Annotated in this window: 17 protein-coding genes; 9 read left to right on the forward strand and 8 right to left on the reverse strand. The window is 32.0% G+C overall.

The genetic code is table 11. From position 1 onward, the window contains the following. Positions 1-4 precede the first annotated feature (4 nt). From odhB to brnQ, 3 genes are all read left to right on the forward strand, one after another. Positions 5-1,255 (forward strand): 2-oxoglutarate dehydrogenase complex dihydrolipoyllysine-residue succinyltransferase, encoded by a 1,251-nt coding sequence (odhB, locus tag KPF49_RS04435; protein WP_183672804.1) that lies wholly within the window; start codon positions 5-7, stop codon positions 1,253-1,255. A gap of 48 nt (positions 1,256-1,303) precedes the next feature. Beyond that, entirely contained in the window at positions 1,304-1,504 is a 201-nt protein-coding gene (locus KPF49_RS04440) for a DUF6501 family protein (RefSeq protein WP_183672803.1), read from the forward strand. 135 nt (positions 1,505-1,639) lie between these two features. Beyond that, positions 1,640-2,977, forward strand: coding sequence for a branched-chain amino acid transport system II carrier protein (gene brnQ / locus KPF49_RS04445; protein ID WP_183672802.1), 1,338 nt, complete (start codon positions 1,640-1,642; stop codon positions 2,975-2,977). A gap of 31 nt (positions 2,978-3,008) precedes the next feature. Here brnQ and KPF49_RS04450 read toward each other — a convergent pair whose 3' ends face one another. Beyond that, on the reverse strand, positions 3,009-4,163 hold the full coding sequence (locus tag KPF49_RS04450; RefSeq protein WP_246562815.1) for a toxic anion resistance protein: 1,155 nt from the start codon (positions 4,161-4,163) through the stop codon (positions 3,009-3,011). After that, entirely contained in the window at positions 4,147-4,863 is a 717-nt protein-coding gene (locus KPF49_RS04455; RefSeq protein ID WP_183672800.1) for a 5-bromo-4-chloroindolyl phosphate hydrolysis family protein, read from the reverse strand. The genes KPF49_RS04450 and KPF49_RS04455 overlap by 17 nt, the downstream gene beginning before the upstream one ends. Positions 4,864-4,976: 113 nt before the next feature. Here KPF49_RS04455 and KPF49_RS04460 point away from each other — a divergent pair, with 113 nt between their 5' ends. Beyond that, entirely contained in the window at positions 4,977-5,273 is a 297-nt protein-coding gene (locus KPF49_RS04460) for a DUF1033 family protein (protein ID WP_183672799.1), read from the forward strand. 107 nt (positions 5,274-5,380) lie between these two features. Beyond that, positions 5,381-5,581, forward strand: coding sequence for a cold-shock protein (locus tag KPF49_RS04465; protein WP_183672798.1), 201 nt, complete (start codon positions 5,381-5,383; stop codon positions 5,579-5,581). Between the two features lie 82 nt (positions 5,582-5,663). Here the strand turns inward: KPF49_RS04465 and KPF49_RS04470 are convergent, their stop codons facing one another. Beyond that, positions 5,664-7,271, reverse strand: a complete 1,608-nt coding sequence (locus KPF49_RS04470) for an ABC-F family ATP-binding cassette domain-containing protein (RefSeq protein WP_183672797.1) — start codon at positions 7,269-7,271, stop codon at positions 5,664-5,666. Between the two features lie 85 nt (positions 7,272-7,356). On the opposite strand from KPF49_RS04470, the gene KPF49_RS04475 reads away from it, so the two are divergent. Next, the gene (locus KPF49_RS04475; RefSeq protein WP_183672796.1) at positions 7,357-8,232 is read left to right on the forward strand and encodes a CvfB family protein; all 876 of its coding nucleotides are present in this window, start codon (positions 7,357-7,359) and stop codon (positions 8,230-8,232) included. A 36-nt stretch (positions 8,233-8,268) separates the two neighbouring features. Here the strand turns inward: KPF49_RS04475 and KPF49_RS04480 are convergent, their stop codons facing one another. From KPF49_RS04480 to KPF49_RS04495, 4 genes are all read right to left on the reverse strand, one after another. Continuing rightward, the gene (locus KPF49_RS04480) at positions 8,269-9,036 is read right to left on the reverse strand and encodes a MarR family winged helix-turn-helix transcriptional regulator (protein WP_183672795.1); all 768 of its coding nucleotides are present in this window, start codon (positions 9,034-9,036) and stop codon (positions 8,269-8,271) included. 111 nt (positions 9,037-9,147) lie between these two features. After that, positions 9,148-10,935: an oligoendopeptidase F gene (gene pepF, locus KPF49_RS04485; RefSeq protein ID WP_183672794.1), complete on the reverse strand. Its 1,788-nt coding sequence runs from the start codon at positions 10,933-10,935 to the stop codon at positions 9,148-9,150. A gap of 79 nt (positions 10,936-11,014) precedes the next feature. Continuing rightward, complete coding sequence (locus tag KPF49_RS04490) at positions 11,015-12,052, reverse strand: 5,10-methylene-tetrahydrofolate dehydrogenase (protein WP_183672793.1); 1,038 nt, start codon at positions 12,050-12,052, stop codon at positions 11,015-11,017. Next, the gene (locus tag KPF49_RS04495; protein WP_183672792.1) at positions 12,045-13,046 is read right to left on the reverse strand and encodes a 5,10-methylene-tetrahydrofolate dehydrogenase; all 1,002 of its coding nucleotides are present in this window, start codon (positions 13,044-13,046) and stop codon (positions 12,045-12,047) included. Before KPF49_RS04495 ends, KPF49_RS04490 begins: the two co-directional genes overlap by 8 nt. Positions 13,047-13,219: 173 nt before the next feature. Between KPF49_RS04495 and KPF49_RS04500 the strand changes: the two genes are divergently transcribed. Further along, complete coding sequence (locus KPF49_RS04500) at positions 13,220-13,498, forward strand: hypothetical protein (protein WP_183672791.1); 279 nt, start codon at positions 13,220-13,222, stop codon at positions 13,496-13,498. Between the two features lie 668 nt (positions 13,499-14,166). Here the strand turns inward: KPF49_RS04500 and trpB are convergent. Then, positions 14,167-15,345, reverse strand: coding sequence for a tryptophan synthase subunit beta (gene trpB, locus KPF49_RS04505; RefSeq protein WP_183672830.1), 1,179 nt, complete (start codon positions 15,343-15,345; stop codon positions 14,167-14,169). Between the two features lie 654 nt (positions 15,346-15,999). Here trpB and tenA point away from each other — a divergent pair. After that, positions 16,000-16,671 carry a thiaminase II gene (gene tenA / locus KPF49_RS04510; RefSeq protein WP_183672790.1) on the forward strand — a complete coding sequence of 224 codons (672 nt, stop codon included), beginning with the start codon at positions 16,000-16,002 and terminating at the stop codon, positions 16,669-16,671. Position 16,672: 1 nt separating this feature from the next. Further along, positions 16,673-17,200 (forward strand): energy coupling factor transporter S component ThiW, encoded by a 528-nt coding sequence (gene thiW, locus KPF49_RS04515; RefSeq protein WP_183672789.1) that lies wholly within the window; start codon positions 16,673-16,675, stop codon positions 17,198-17,200. Positions 17,201-17,304 lie beyond the last annotated feature (104 nt).

Raw genomic sequence — 17,304 nt, forward strand, 5'->3', positions numbered from 1 at the left:
AGTAATGAGTGAAATTATCGTTCCAGAGCTTGCAGAATCGATTACAGAAGGTACGATTGCAACTTGGTTTAAAAAAGAAGGCGACAGTGTTGAAAAAGGGGAAGCAGTATTAGAGCTTGAAACTGACAAAGTAAACGTTGAAGTTGTCAGTGAAGAAGACGGCGTAATTTCTGAAGTAAAAGCTGAAGAAGGAGACACTGTTGAAGTCGGTCAAGCTATAGCGGTCGTTTCAGCAGGTGGTTCAGCACCTAAATCAGACAATGATTCTAAAGACGAAAGTAAAGAAACGCCTAAGGCTGAAGAGAAAGCTGAAGAAAAACCAGCAACAGATGTTAAAGAAGACGACTCCCATATCGTTGCAACACCTTCAGCACGTAAGTTAGCTCGTGAAAAAGGGATTAGCTTAAGCGACGTGAATGCTGCAGATCCAAGAGGTCTAGTACGTTCACATGACGTAAATAACCACGTAAATGCACCACAACAAGAAAGTGCTAAAAAAGACGATAAAACTGAATCTATTAAAGAATCTTCAAAACAACAAGCAAAAGATGAAAAACCAGTAGTTCGTGAACCGATGTCACGTCGTCGTCAAACGATTGCAAACCGATTATTAGATGTATCTCAATCTACAGCGATGCTAACGACGTTTAACGAAATCGACATGACGAATGTTATGGAATTACGTAAACGTAAAAAAGAACAGTTTATGGAGAGAAATAATGGAACTAAACTTGGTTTCATGTCATTCTTTACTAAAGCTGCAGTTGCTGCACTTAAAAAATATCCAGCGGTAAATGCTGAAATTGATGGCACTGACTTAGTTTACAAACAGTTTTATGATATTGCGATTGCGGTATCAACAGACGAAGGTTTACTCGTTCCAGTAATTAGAGACTGTGACCGTAAAAACTTCGCTGAAATTGAAGACGACATCATTGATGTTGCGACACGTGCGCGTGACAAAAAGCTTAAGCTTGATGAAATGACTAACGGATCATTTACAATCACAAATGGTGGAGTATTTGGTTCATTAATGTCAACACCAATTATTAATGGTACACAAGCTGCTATTTTAGGTATGCACACAATTCAACAACGTCCTGTCGCAGTAGATGGTAAAGTTGAAATCCGTCCGATGATGTATGTTGCATTAAGTTACGACCACCGTATCATTGATGGTGCTGAGTCTGTAGGTTTCTTAAAAACAATTAAAGAATTAATTGAAAATCCTGAAGACTTACTACTAGAAGGTTAATAATAGAGGTGCGAAAAACGCACCTCTTTATTTTTAAGGAGAGATAATATGTTACATAAAACTTGGCATGACAATCACATTAAAGATGTTGAGGTTGTTCATACGAATGCGAAAAAGTTTAAAGTATCAGATATGCTGACAATAGGTAAAACTTATCCAGTCGTAAATGAGACAGAAGAATATTTATTTATAATTGATGATTCTAATAAAGTTGGCGGGTATTTTAAAGAATATTTTAAAGAAGTTTAAAGTGTGCTACTTATGCACGCTTTTCTTTAAAAATAAACTTTCTGATAATTCTAAAAATATATAGACTTTCCTCTTAATATACTGTATTATGTGTTTTATGCGATAAGCCGAGTATAAAATTATGGAGGTAAAAATATGAAGTTAAAATATGTTTTTGTCGTAGGTTTTATGTTATTTGCGATGTTTTTTGGTGCTGGTAACTTGATATTTCCACCGGCAATCGGACATGAGAGTGGAGAGCATTTTTGGCCAGGAGTAATTGGATTTGTTCTCACCGGAGTAGGGCTTCCATTGATTGCTGTTATTGCTGGAGCAATTTCTAAAGGTGGATATGATGAATCGCTAAATCATGTAAGTAAATGGTTCTCAATCGCGTTTATGGTTGCGATATTTTTAACAATTGGGCCGTTCTTCGCAATTCCAAGAACTGCTACTACAGCGTATGAAATGTCCATTCTGCCATACTTATCTGATACAAGTACATTAAGTCTATTAATATTTACGGTATTATATTTCCTTATTGTTTTCTTAATTTGTTTAAAACCTGGATACTTAGTAGACACAATTGGTAAATCATTGACACCAATTCTCTTAATTACAATTGTCTTATTAATTATTATGGGTATTTTAAATTATTCAGGTTTAACACCAAACGAAACATCAGGGGCATTTTTAGAGAAGTCAGCATTCTCAGTAGGATTTACTGAAGGATATTTAACGATGGATGCGATCGCAGCAATTGTATTTAGCTTAATTGTTATTAATGCAATTCGCGGTTTAGGATTTTCTAGTAAAAAAGACTTATTAAATGGTACTATTCAATCAGCTGTGCTTGCAGCAGTTTTACTTGGAGTCATTTACGTTGCACTTGCTTGGATTGGTAACAGAGTAGGACTTCCAGGAGAGATAGCAGAAGGCCAAAACTTAGGTACATTTATTTTAACGTTTGTAGCAGAAGATGTACTTGGTGGATTTGGAGTGTTCGTACTAGCAACTATTGTATTTCTTGCTTGTCTAACAACTTGTGTTGGTTTAATTGTTTCAGTATCTGAATATTTCCATGAATTAATTCCGAGAGTTAGTTATGTAGCTTGGGTATCAATTTTTGTATTAATTTCGTTAGTACTAGCAAACCAAGGACTGAGTACAATCATTCAAGGATCTGTACCAGTACTGATGATTCTTTACCCAATCGCTATGACAGTAGTCTCACTTGTTATATTCACATACTTTGTACCGTCACCAAGACTAGCATTACAAATTCCAGTTTATACAGTAAGTATTGTGTCTATATTAGCAGTAATCTTTAGATCAGATTACTTTGGTATTTCAGCACTTGAAGTTTTACCACTTCAAATATTAGAATATTTACCGTTATTTGCTGCAGAGTTTGAGTGGATTCCAATCTTAATTGTCGGATACATTATCGGATATGTATTTGGTTCAAAACAACCTAAAATTGTATATGAATAAAAAACAAAACGGAAAGGATAATCCTTTCCGTTTATTTATATCTATCTTTAATATCTAAAAGACGTGTTTTTAACTCTTCTTCCATAGATACAAGTTCTCTTTCTGCTTGTTGACGCTGTTCTTTACCTTCAGTTTGAATACGTAGCGTCTCTTCAATTGTCTCTAATAAATTATCTTGTGTATGTTTTAATGTTTCAATATCGACAATACCACGTTCATTTTCTTCAGCAGTTCTTAATGCATTTTGTTTCAACATCTCACTGTTTTTAGTAAGTAGTTCGTTCGTTGTATCAGTCACTGCTTTTTGAGCTTTAGAAGCTGATTCTTGATTTAATAATGTTAAAGCGATTGCCATTTGGTTTTTCCATAATGGAATTGACGTTAGAATAGAACTTTGAATTTTTTCTGCAAGCGACTGATTAATATTTTGAATCATTCGTATTTGTGGTGCAGACTGTAATGTAATTTGGCGAGATAATTTTAAATCATGAATTCTTTTATCCAGACGGTTAATATACTGAACCATGTCATTCACGTCTTGAGTTGCCATTTGGTTATTCGATTGACTCGCTTTTTCTTGAAGCGCTGGTAGGGTAGTAGACTCTAATTCTTCTTTTTTAAGTTCTGCAGCTTTTATATAAATGTTTAATGCTTCAAAATATGCTTTATTTTCATCGTATAAGTTATCGAGTAAATTAACATCTCTAATGAGTAAGTCTTTAGAACTTTCTAGCTGAACACTTATTCTATCAACCTGACTTGCAACACCTTTGTGTTTAGCAAGTAACTCATTCACTGAACGGTTTACTTTACCAAATAGACGTTGAAATACATTTTTATTTTGCTTAGTAAGTTCTTCAGGATCAATCTCTTTTAGCTTACTCATAAGTTGTTTTAAAGAGTCTCCAACAGGACCAATTTCTTTAGACTGTACCTGATTTAACATATCATGAGAAAACTTTGATAACTGTGATTGCGCATTCGCTCCATAAGCAATTAACGCATCATTGTTGAGTGGTTCGATTTGATCTTTAATTGATTTAATTTGTTCGATTTCTTCTTTTGTAAATTCGTCATCTTTAAAAGTTGTCGTATATTCATTTTTCGGTTCTTCAATGATTTCAGCTTCAACTGGCTGAAATGGACTTTCAAGTAATTCATCTTTTGTATTATTTTTTGTCAATATATTCACCTGCTTTTTGTGTGTTACTAAGTTCCGCATTAAAATCTTTTATACGTATTTTACTATCGTTATTTTCAAGTCGAGGAGTGTTTACACCCTCTGTACGATCTAGTACTGCACGCTCGATTTTTAACTGATTATAATCATTTCGATTAATTTCTGAAAGGTCTAATTCTAGATTTCTTTTTAAATCGAGTAATCGTAGTCTTGCAGTATTTAACTCTATTTTTTCTTCTTTTGTTTTACCTGGTAAACGGTAAAGATCTAAATATATTTCAACCATATTTACGGCTGAATCTAAGTTGGAGTGAAAAAATTGTAATCCATTATAAAATAGCTTTGGTTCGTTATGGACTTTTTTCATAATTGCTCGTACTACTCGGTTTATATCGAATATTAATTTAATATCACTAAAGTTTCTAATTTTTTTATAACTATTAAATAGTCTTTTTTGTTTTTCACGCGCACTTTTTAGCTCTTTTTTTATATATTTATATTCACTGCGTGTTAATTCATGCTCGTTTAAATACTTTTGAAGTGTAAATTGTTGAGTAGAAAAGTAAGATAAAAAAACTGTTCCACCCGTTACTAGTGCAGAGATCATCGTTGTTAAATCAAACACGCCAATTGTTAATAACCATGTAATTAAACCGACAGGACTAGCAATTAGTACTCCATACCAATGCGTAAATTTGTCCTTCATAATTATTCTCCATTCATTACGTCTTAATATAATTATAAATCTTTAAACTTGAATTTGCTAATAATAGGAATATAATAAACTCACTAGACTATATACATAAGTGGGGATTTTTTATGTATGAGATTGTAATTATAACTGCAGATTACGAAGGCTGGTGGTTATTTGATGAATGGAGGGAAGACGTCACATTATCTCACACATTTGATAATTACGAGACTATGAAATTAAAATATGATCAAATATACAAATCTTTAGAAGACAAATATCCATCCATAAAAAGAGGGAAGTACAATATTCCAGCATTTTTTAGTTGTTGTGAGATTGAATATTGTGATGACTGTGATGATGATATGCAAATCTATCACTCTTTAGTCGTTCTCAAAGACAAAAAAGTAATTGAAATAAACTAAACTATAAAATGTCTTAATATCTACTTTACAAAAACGTTTTCACTGGATATAATGGATGTGTTAATATTCATTTCTGAATATTGAATATATTTTTGGAGGATTTATTGATGAAACAAGGAACAGTTAAATGGTTCAATGCTGAAAAAGGTTTTGGATTTATCGAAGTAGAAGGTGAAAACGACGTATTCGTTCACTTCTCAGCAATCAATGAAGAAGGTTACAAATCTCTTGAAGAAGGTCAAGAAGTAGAGTTTGAAATCGTTGAAGGCGACCGTGGCCCACAAGCTACTAACGTTGAAAAATTATAATATATAATTAATTAGATTTCACTATAGATAAATTCGTAGCAAAAAATAACCTTTCCGTTAATTTAACGGAAAGGTTATTTTTTTAATATTGATTTAAAATTCCTTTTTCAATTAAGTAATCTTCATAAGTGATTTCTTTTGTCATAGCACCGACATCGTTTAATTCAACAACTCGATTTGCGATTGTATTAATGAATTCAAAGTCATGTGATGTAAATAAAATTGATCCTTTAAATTTAATAAGACCATCGTTTACTGCTTGAATACTTTCTAGGTCTAAGTGGTTTGTCGGTTCGTCTAATAGTAAAACATTCGCTTTAGATAACATCATTTTAGACAACATTGCTCTGACTTTTTCTCCACCTGAAAGTACGTGTGCGTGTTTTTTTGCTTCTTCACCACTAAATAACATGCGCCCTAGGAAACCACGTAAAAATGTTTCTGTTTGTTCATCTTCAGGTGCGTATTGTCTTAGCCAATCAACAAGTGATAACTCAACACCTTCAAAATACTCGCTATTATCTTTAGGCATATACGTTTGAGTTGTCGTTACTCCCCAAATGACTTCACCTTCATCAGGTTCAATGACACCTGCTAATATGTCGAGTAGTACAGTCTTTTGGATTTCACTGTCACCAACGATAACTGCTTTATCGTTAGGGTTAATAGTAAAATTGACGTCTTTTAAAATTTCTTTTCCATCAATAGAGTGAGATAAATTTTTAACTTGTAATAAATCATTACCGATTTCTCTTTCAGGACTAAATCCGACGTATGGATAACGTCTACTTGATGGTTTTATGTCGTCAAGTTCAATTTTATCTAACATTTTTTTACGACTTGTTGCTTGCTTAGATTTTGCAGCGTTCGCACTAAATCTCGCAATAAATTCTTTTAATTCAGCGATACGTTCTTCTTTTTTCTTATTTTGTTCTTGCATTAGCTCTTTAGCAAGTTTACTTGATTGATACCAAAAATCATAGTTTCCAACGTAAAGTTGAATTTTACCATAATCTAAATCCGCGATATGTGTACAGACATTGTTTAAAAAGTTACGGTCATGGGATACAACTATTACAGTATTTTCAAAGTTAATTAAAAATTCTTCTAACCATTGAATGGCTTTAATATCTAAACCGTTCGTCGGCTCATCGAGTAGTAATACATCTGGATTACCAAATAAGCTTTGAGCGAGTAACACTTTTACCTTTTGGCTGTTTTCTAACTCCGACATCTTTTTATGTACAAGATCTTGCCCGATACCTAAACCATGTAATAGGTTTTCTGCATCACTATCTGCAGTATAACCGCCTTTTTCTCCATACAAAGCTTCGAGTTCAGCAGCACGCATACCATCTTCATCATTAAAATCAGGTTTCATGTAAATAGCATTTTTTTCTTCTGAGATTTGCCATAACTCCTCGTGTCCCATAAGTACAACATCTAAAACTATTTCGTCTTCATATTGGAAATGATCTTGTTTTAAAAACGCCATACGTTCATTAGGACCCATTGTCACGTGACCTGTTTGAGAGTCAATTTCTCCAGATAATATTTTTAGAAACGTTGATTTACCAGCACCGTTCGCACCGATAAGTCCGTAACAGTTACCAGGGGTAAACTTTATGTTTACATCTTCAAATAATTTTCTATCTCCAAATTGTAAACTCACATCACTAACTTGTAACATGTACATTCTCCTTAATTATTAATACACGTAATTATACTATACATATGCTATGATTAATATATTATAAGATAGATTAGGAGATTTTATGAATAGATTATCAGGAACGACTCAATTTTTAACGTTAGATAAAATAGAAGGGTCAACTTTATACTTTAAAACTGAAGATAACGAAATAATTCGAATGAATAAATCATTACAAAAAGAAGAATATGAAATTGGCCAAGACGTACCAGCGTTTATTTATCCAAATACACGTGGAGAATTATTCGCTTCACCGGTCATACCTAAAATCACAAGAGACAAGTTTGACTTTGTGCCAGTAAGTGAAATCACATATGATGGTGTTTACATCGATATAGATGCTCCAAAGGATTTTTTAATTCCTTATGAAGACTTACCAAAACTAAAAAAAGTATGGCCAAAACCAGGTGATAAAGTTATGGCAACACTTCGAGTAGAAAGTGACAACCAAATATACGGACGCTTAATCACTGAAACTGAGGCGAGAGAAATGTCACAACCATTTGACGAAGAAGCATTTAAACTCCATCGTAATACTTGGTTAGACGCGAGACCATATCGATTACTTAAAGTTGGTTCGTTCTTAATAACGAATGAAGGGTACAAAGTATTTGTCCATGAATCAGAACGTCAAGAAGAGCCAAGACTCGGTGAAGCAGTAAAAGTCAGAGTTATCGGGTTTAATGAGCATAATGAGATGAACGGCTCTTTTATAGAAAAAGCATATAAAAAAATTAATACAGATGCTGAAGAAATCTATGAATATTTACTCATGAATGGTGGATCAATGGTTTATAATGATAAATCATCACCAGAGGACATCAAAGAGATATTTAATATTTCTAAAGCAAGTTTTAAACGTGCGCTTGGTGGGTTAATGAAAGAAGGAAAAATTACTCAAGATAAAGAGGGCACATACATTAAAAAAGAGCGTGAATAAACGCTCTTTTTTTACTATAATATTATTATGTTAACTTTATAAGAAGAGATCAAATCTTATTTTATTCTCTAGTGTTTCAGTTTCTATGAAATCTAAATCTGACATTATTGAAATATACTTATTATGATTATAATCTACATACATAATTAAATGACTTTCAAAGTTATCATATGCATAATTCACTGCTTTTTTGACTAAATCTTTAAAGATTTTTAAATCTTCAACTAGAGATATGAATTCCAACTCTACCGTCCATTCATTTACACGTTTATAAAGTAGAGTAGTAATGATGTGTTTATCATTTTTAGCTTGCCATACTACATTATCTTTATTAAATACGTATTCTAAAGTACTTTCATTTTCTAATAGAATAGGTGAATAACTTTTATTATTGAAAATCTGCATCGCCTGTTTTAGTACTTCTATAAACTCTTCTTTCTTTTCTTCAGAAAGGTGATCAAAAACTTCATCGTACTTTATTATTTTTAAAGAACGATATTCTTCTAATACAACTTTACCTTTTGGGCTGATATTTAGTATGTATATTCTTTTATCTTTTTTTGACTGTGTTTTCTTTAAAAGTTTATTATTTTGCAAACTCTTAAGAGTACGGCTTAAAAACCCTCTGTCGATATTTAATACCTCTTCAATCTGTTTTGCAGTAACATCTTTGTTGTTTGATAGAAAATTTAGCACTTCAATTTGTGCTTGATTATAGTTATTATTTGAAAATTTTAATTCATTATTTAATTTGTTTAAAAACTCATTAAAATCTTCAAATTCACTAATAAATTCTACGTCCATACAATCACCTTCTATTATATTTGACTAAGTCAATGATAATATTTATTAGTTGATTTAGTCAAATAAATATCCCTTGATACTTATTATATCAAGGGATAAGGGGTATAATACTTATGATAATCTTTCTAGTTCATCAATTAATTCACCAATATATTTTATCGTATTATCTAGTGGTTCTGATGTTGTGATATCTACACCTGCATGTTTTGCGAGTTCTACTGCATTTTTCTTACCGCCAAGTTTTAATACTTCTAGCCAATCATCTACTGCAGATTGTCCTTCGTTTAAAATTCGTTTAGATACTTCTGTTGAAATCGTAAGACCTGCAGAATACGTATATGGATATAATCCCATGTAGTAGTGTGGTTGTCTCATCCAAGTGAGTTCTGCACCTTCAGTAATTTCTACGTCATCTCCCCAGAATTCTTCTAATACTTCACGTTTAATTCGATTTAAATCTTGAGCTGTAACTGTTTCGTGGTTGTCTACTAACTTATAAACTTCACGTTGATACGCCGCTTCTAATAAGTGTGTAACAAAGTTATGGTAATACGTTCTTGATATTATAGAACTAATAACCCAGCGCTTGAATTGATTATTATCGCTTGTTTTCAATAAATGGTTAGCCATTAGCATTTCGTTTAAAGTTGATGGTGCTTCGATAAAGTATAGAGAAGGGCGTGTATCGAATATGTTGTTTTCTCTATTTGCATTATAGAAATGACCTGCATGACCAAGTTCATGTGCAAGTACAAATACTTCCTCCATCAATGACGTCCAGGTAATTAAGATGTACGGGTGTACACCGTATGGGCTTGAACAAAATGCGCCTGTTGATTTACCTTTATTTGATACGAAATCAATCCAGCCTTCATCATAAGATCGATTAATCATATTGATGTAATCGTCACCCATGATACTTAAGCCGTCGAGTATATATTTACGAGAGTCTTCAATTGTAATTTCTGGTTCTGAATCTGGATCTAGTGAAATTTTTAAGTCTTCAAACTTCATATTTTCAATATTATTTTCTTTTTGTAAAAGTTTTGCGTAACGTCTCATATGTGGTGCTAAATCTTTCATAATCGTATCAATTTGACGGTCGTATAATTCTCTAGATACGTCTTGTTCATGAAGTAAATAATCGATGACAGAGTCAAAACCTCTTAAATCAGCTTCAGCTTTTTCTTGTTTTAAATGTAAATCGTACGTCGCAGCAGTTGTATTTTCATATTTCTTTAATACATCGCTAAACTGTCTAAACGCAGTACGTCTAACTGTTTCGTCACGGTGAGATTCTAATTCACCTTCAAACGATAAATAAGAAAGTGGATATTCTTTACCATCTACGGTAAACGAACCGAAGTCTAAGTCTAGTAATTTCGTTTTTAAATACAGTTCATAAGGTCCACTAAAAACGTTATTAAAGCTTGCGAGTGCTTTTTCCACGTTTGGATCTAATTGATATGGTTTAACTCTCAATAATTCATCTATAAACCCTGTATATTCTTTCTTGTTATCTTTTATTTCATTTAAGAAAGACTCATCATTATTCAGTAATTCACTCGTTAAAAATGAAGTTTCTGTTGAGAATAGAGTAGAAGTTGTACCGATAATACCTGCTAGCTTCTGTGCATCACCATCACCTTGGTCACTCGACAATTTTAAATTTGAATATGTACTTATAATAACTAAGTCTTCCAGTAATTTACGATAATCATCAATTGCATCAAGAGCAGTTTCTACACTTTCTAAATGACCTTTATATTTACTATTAAAAGATTCTATTTCTTGCCTTAATGATTCACTTTTTTCTTTAGCTTCCTCATCATTTTTACATAAATCTGTTAAATCCCAAGTATACTTTTTGTTTACTTCGCTTCTTAATGGTAGCGACATATTATCATCCTTTCGAATTTCGAACTATATCACTATTATACATTGATTTCTGTATAAAAAAAGAGAGAAGACTGAAAATTTAATCTTCTCTCGTATTTTGTGCACGGTAATGTCTAAATCCATATGTGCTTTCTCGTATTTTATTTCTACTTTCTAATCCGGCACCAATTGCACCTGCAAACGTACTTATAGACGCTGCAAACCAGGCGATTCTTAGATAAACTGTTAAACCAGCTTTGTCCGTTTCAATTACAGTAATCTGAGATGGTAAAAATTCACTTGGTAATAATATAATAGATGCGATTAAAAACATTAAATATAAAATAATATAAAACGTTATAATCGATATCGTTAGTGTACTTAATGTTGTTAAATTATAAAGTCTTATAATTTCTTTTTCATCTTTATTATTCGTTGTTTGCCATAAATCGTGTGCAATCATAATCCATGTCGTCATACTAATAATTGCAACTAAATTAATTAAAATCATTCTTTCGACACTAAATGAATTCGATAAATTCCACATCGTCGAAAATACCATACCAAACGCACCAGTTGTAAAAGCGACAGCAACTACACTGCTTAAACTACTCATCATATTGAGTGGGTTATTTAAAAGTGTCATCGTTACAAATAACTTGAAAAAGTTATTATCTTTTAATAAAAATCTTTCGTGCGGTTTACGATCTTTCCTCACTTTAATATTAGACTCTTTCGTAGTTTTATCTTTATATAGATCGATATCATTTTCTGTTTCATTCATTTGATAAACTAGATTTTCAATTGTTTCTTTTAATTTTTTTGATATAAATATCGGACCAAATGCCGGAAGTGAAATCATTGAAATATTATAATCGTTATTTATATCAACAGCAATTGTCCTATTGTTATCAAATAGGGGTAAGTCTGTCATGATAATAGCTTTTGACCACTTTTCATTGTCAATCATTTCTTCAACCGCTTCATATATATCTGCTAGATTCGATGCTTTCTCAATAAATTGTTTCGACTTTATATCAAATTCAATATTTTCAATATCTAAACTATCTTGTACATCTTGAGCAATTTTAGACGCATACCCCGTAGAAGTCACAAGTCCAATCAATTGATTAGTCATTATCTTGTTCCTCCTGTTCTTTTTTTATCATATTATATCTGTAATTTTGTCTATAAGAATATGTTATAAACCGAATTTTATTTTCATCCTCTACTGTAGAACCAAATGCTCCTGCTAAAATTGTAAGTGAAGCAACAAACCAAACAAGTCTCAATGAGTAGGAAATAATTGAATCTTTGTTCGCACTTGTCGATTCAAAAAATAACTCGATCGGCACAAATAGAGAAATACTAACTGTAAGTAATATGACGTTGATGGAATATATAATAACTGTCGTAATTAATAAAGTGAAGAATGTCGTTAGGTTATAAATACTTCTATATTTCTCATCAGTTACTCTTGATTTTTTCTCCCATAATTTATGAGCATATATTAACCATATAATCATACCAATAATTGCGAGTAACGAGAGAATAGTGAGTCGTGTTTTACTATATACGACACTCAATTCCCAAGGCATTGAGAATATAGAAATATAAGTCCCCGTCGCAAAAGCGAGAGATATAATTGTTTTAAAGTTTCCAACGCCTTTCCATGGTTTGTTTAATAGGGTCATACCAATAATTAATTTTAATCGATTAGTCGTTGGATTTTCTTTATTTAAAATATCATTTTTTAAAAAGTCTTCTAACATTGATAGTTGTTTATTTTTTAAATTAAAAAATCCTAATGCTGGAATAAATATCGTCATTATATTATCTTTTAGTAAATATTTTAATGTTTTACCTTTTTCAATATAAGGTAGGTCGGTGATATTTATTAAATAATCCCAATTATTTTCTTTTCTAATTTTTTCTAATTTAGGTCGTCCGTTTTCGATATCTTCTGAGGTTCCGATAACTGGATCTATTTTATAATCGATTTTCACGTTTTTATTTAATTTATTGGATAATTTATTTTCTAAATCAGCTAAATCATCTAATAATAATTGAGTCTGTTCATTTGGTGTAGTAACAATACCGAGTTTGATTATATTTACCTCCTGTTTCTTCAATTTTAAACACTTTTAAACTAATCGTCTAATGAATTTAAGAATATTATTGATTAGTTATGAATCTAGTATTAAAATTAATCTTGTTCTCAAACGAATAGTATTTTTAAGAACTCTTTAAACGCGTTCAGAACCCTTTATATGCGTATGTTTACGCGAATATAAGGGGTTTTAAAGTGAAAAAATTTAATATTGGATATACCACATCGACGTACCGGCTACTATTGTCTGGTGCAGTAATAATTATTCCGTTATTATTATTTAGTGTGAGTGCAAAAAAGCACTATATATTTATCTTTAAAGAGCAATTTAGTATGGACGAATTTATAGATTTTACATTTATATGGATAGCGATGATTCTTTATATTTACACGAAATACCAAGATGGTAAGATTGCACAACGCGCATATGATTCAGGAGAGTATGCGAGACGTAAAGAAGAAATGTACGATTAATATATTATATAAAGTGACAATAAGTTAGTAGATATAGATAAACAGCACTTATTTAAAATTTAAGTGCTGTTTATTTTTATTATCGATAAAACTAAACGTAAAATATTTATTAATTTCTTACATATTAGACAGAAAATAAAAGAAACTTTAAAAAACATGCAAAATACAAGATAAATACTAATAAATCAAGGTAGAAGAGAGGACTTTTATCGTTTATAATACAACTTCCTATAATATATGTTATGTAAACTTTAGGGTCTAAAAACGGTCAAAAAGCACTAAATTTGGCTTATTTTTAGACTGCTTAAATGTAATCATTTTTACTGTAATTCATGTTAATTTTGTAAATAAAAATATCTTCTTGTTAATTTTATGGATTGAAACTTATATTATATATCAATTCATATATTGATACGGATTTAATATAAATATATTAAAATTAGATTTTATACGTAATTAATTCATAAATTAAGCTAATCTTAATGATTACATATGGTATTTCTTATGAATTACATTAAGTTACAGCTATTTATATTAAATACTTTATATATGGTTATATTAAGGTTTACTTATATAATCTATTGCTATATGTTTTATTATTCACTATAAAGTTTACATAATATATGTATTCATCTTTAATCTTTCGACTAAAGATGAATACATTTTGCTTATTTATTTAAATAATCCATAACTTGTTCCATATCTTTATCACCACGGCCTGATATTGTCACGACGAGTATGTCATCTTTAGCCATCGTTGGTGCAAGTTTTAATGCATATGCAACTGCATGTGAACTTTCTAACGCAGGAATGATTCCTTCTGTTTTAGATAGTATTTGTAATGCATTTAGTGCTTCTTCATCTGTTGCGTATTCGTATGTTACACGTCCAATATCATGATAATAGCAATGTTCAGGTCCAGCTCCTGGATAATCTAAACCTGCAGAGATACTGTAGGCATCGTCACTAGTCATATACATTTTTGTCCCATGTAATACGTTAATACTTCCTTTATTAATTGCCATTGAGTGTTTATTTGTTTCAAATCCTTTACCTGCAGCTTCAACGCCATATAGTTTAACGTCTTTATCGAGGATAAATGGATGCATTGTACCAATTGCATTTGATCCGCCACCAATACATGCCACTATAGCATCAGGTAGTCTATTTTCTTTTTCTAATATTTGAGTTTTGATTTCTTGCCCTATAACACTTTGGAAGTCTCTGACAATTGTTGGAAATGGATCTGGACCTAATGCACTTCCGAGTAAGTAATGCGTGTCATCGACGTTTTCAACGTAGTATTCAAGTGCAGCATCGACTGCTTCAGTTAACGTACGGTTGCCCTCTTCTACTGCGACAACTTTTGCACCGAGTAACTCCATTCGAAAAACGTTTAAGCGTTGTCTACGCATATCTTCAGCACCCATAAAAATTATGATTTCCATATCAAACATTGCTGCAACTGTTGCACTTGCAACACCGTGCTGCCCTGCGCCTGTTTCAGCGACGAGTCGTTTTTTACCCATACGTTTTGCGATTAACGCTTGCCCGATTGCATTGTTTATTTTATGTGCCCCTGTATGGTTTAAATCTTCGCGCTTTAAGTAGATTTTAGCGCCGCCGAGTGTTGTTGTTAAATTTTCTGCAAATGTAAGTGGCGTTTCTCGACCTGAATACTCTTTTAAATAATAGTTCAATTCCTCTTGGAATGATTCATCGTGTTTTAATTCGTTATATACTTCTTTTAACTCTGCCATCGCTGACTTTAATGCGTCAGGTACAAATGCACCACCGTATTCTCCGAAAAATCCGTTTTGATCTGCTTCAGTTTGAATTTTATTAATAGTATTCATGTTTTTATTCTCCTTAAATTTAATATTATTTAGATTTATCACGATGACGCCATCGTTTAAATTTAAATTCACAATATGTATTTAATAAAATTGTCATCACTCTCCCTAATAAAAAACGCACATTTTGAATCCTAAAAAGGACGCAAAATGCGCGGTGCCACCTATATTAACAGTAAAACTGTTCACTCATTCAACTAAAAAAGCACCACGGAATAATTCGTAAGGACGATATTATTTCGCGGTGCCACCTTAATTGCTTCTCTTATTATTAAGTTAACTATTATTCGCCCAATTCAAAATAATATTGTACATGTTTCCATCAACCACATGTTTTCTGAGTGCTACAGCTACTATTTTTACTTTTACGAATAAGTATATATTATACTAAAGACTAAATATTCAGTTGTCAACAATTTTTATTTTATATTTATAAGACAAAAGATAAAAACTATAGTACACTTCAGTTGTAATCAAATATAAGCACATGGGGAGCTTCGGCTGAGAAAGGTAAGACCTGACCCACAATCTGATCTAGGTAATACTAGCGTAGGTGTTGTGTATATCATGTTTATTTCGCATGCATTTATTTCACAAGCCTCCTCTAACGGAGCTTTTTTTGTGCAAATAAAAGGGAGAATATTTAATATGAAGTTCAGTGAGAAAGCTCGCGAATTATCAAAACAATTTTGGGATGGAAGTCACAATCATCCATTTGTGACTGGCTTGGCAGATGGTTCATTAAGTGAGGAATCATTTAGATATTATCTTATTCAAGATGGTTACTACTTAATCCACTTTTCTCGTCTTTTTGGAGAAATTGGAGACCGTGCAGAAAGCAACGAAGTAAAAGATATTATGTTTAAAAACAAAGAAGACCTAGAAGCAGGAGAAATTGCAGTTCGTGAAGAGTTCTTTAAAGAAAAAAACATTACAGACGAAGAATTTGATAACACAGAAATTGCACCAACTGCAGATCATTACATTGCTCATATGTATAGACAAATTGTAGAATCTGAAGATTACATCGGTGTTGCGGTTGCTGGACTATTACCATGCCCGTGGTTATACCAAGATATCGGTGCAGAATTAATTAAACATCAATCACCTGTACCAATTTATCAAAGCTGGATTGATACGTACGTCACAGACGAGTTTAACAATTTAACTGAAAGACATATCGATTTATGCGATAAATTATACGACAAAGCAAACGATGACCAAAAAGAAAGAATGTTAAACGCGTTCTTTATGAGTGTTAGATTCGAGTACTTATTCTTTGATATGGCATATAAACAAGAAGATTGGATTAAATTATAGTATGTCCACAAAAAAACTTACAATTCTCGCTGTATGTATCGCGTTAAATACTGTATTGTCTTCAATTATTAGAATTGAAGGTATGGCACCAATGTCGACAGTCTTTAACATTATATTTGCAACTTTTGGTACATTTTACGTGACACTCATTGCCCTTGTGACAGCGATTTTAAGAATGATTATATTCGGAATTCCACCGCTAGCACTAACAGGTGCGGTCTTTGGTGCAATTTTAGCTGGAATTGGCTATAAATTATCAAAATCAATCTTCGGTGCATGGTTCGGTGAGTTTGTCGGCACAGGAATTATCGGTTCGATTATTTCAGTACCAGTTATGAAAATTTTTATGGATCTTGATTCAAACGCAGTATGGTTTTTATACACACCGAGATTCGTCGGAGCGACAATTATCGGTGGAATCATCGCGGTAGTCATCTATAGTAGTCTTAAAAACTCTAGAGCATTTAAAAATATACAAGAGATATTCGATAAAGAACATGATCATAACTCGACTTACCGCAAGTCATAGTGTGGTATTACACTATCCCTTTGGTTAGTTGGTGTTTTATCATAAGTAATAGTATCTTATTACACTATCTCTTCAGTTAGTGGGCTACTTATCGCAAGTCATAG

Origin of the sequence: Nosocomiicoccus ampullae (assembly GCF_019357495.1) — a bacterium.
In the GTDB taxonomy this organism is placed as follows: domain Bacteria; phylum Bacillota; class Bacilli; order Staphylococcales; family Salinicoccaceae; genus Nosocomiicoccus; species Nosocomiicoccus ampullae.

Bases quoted from the DNA above. Each gene is read 5' to 3' on its own strand.
- KPF49_RS04440 (WP_183672803.1), top strand. From the start codon at position 1,304: ATGTTACATAAAACTTGGCATGACAATCACATTAAAGATGTTGAGGTT.
- tenA (WP_183672790.1), top strand. From the start codon at position 16,000: ATGAAGTTCAGTGAGAAAGCTCGCGAATTATCAAAACAATTTTGGGAT.
- KPF49_RS04490 (WP_183672793.1), bottom strand. From the start codon at position 12,052: ATGACTAATCAATTGATTGGACTTGTGACTTCTACGGGGTATGCGTCT.
- KPF49_RS04460 (WP_183672799.1), top strand. From the start codon at position 4,977: ATGTATGAGATTGTAATTATAACTGCAGATTACGAAGGCTGGTGGTTA.
- thiW (WP_183672789.1), top strand. From the start codon at position 16,673: ATGTCCACAAAAAAACTTACAATTCTCGCTGTATGTATCGCGTTAAAT.
- KPF49_RS04480 (WP_183672795.1), bottom strand. From the start codon at position 9,036: ATGGACGTAGAATTTATTAGTGAATTTGAAGATTTTAATGAGTTTTTA.
- KPF49_RS04455 (WP_183672800.1), bottom strand. From the start codon at position 4,863: ATGAAGGACAAATTTACGCATTGGTATGGAGTACTAATTGCTAGTCCT.
- KPF49_RS04475 (WP_183672796.1), top strand. From the start codon at position 7,357: ATGAATAGATTATCAGGAACGACTCAATTTTTAACGTTAGATAAAATA.
- pepF (WP_183672794.1), bottom strand. From the start codon at position 10,935: ATGTCGCTACCATTAAGAAGCGAAGTAAACAAAAAGTATACTTGGGAT.
- brnQ (WP_183672802.1), top strand. From the start codon at position 1,640: ATGAAGTTAAAATATGTTTTTGTCGTAGGTTTTATGTTATTTGCGATG.
- KPF49_RS04470 (WP_183672797.1), bottom strand. From the start codon at position 7,271: ATGTTACAAGTTAGTGATGTGAGTTTACAATTTGGAGATAGAAAATTA.
- odhB (WP_183672804.1), top strand. From the start codon at position 5: ATGAGTGAAATTATCGTTCCAGAGCTTGCAGAATCGATTACAGAAGGT.
- KPF49_RS04465 (WP_183672798.1), top strand. From the start codon at position 5,381: ATGAAACAAGGAACAGTTAAATGGTTCAATGCTGAAAAAGGTTTTGGA.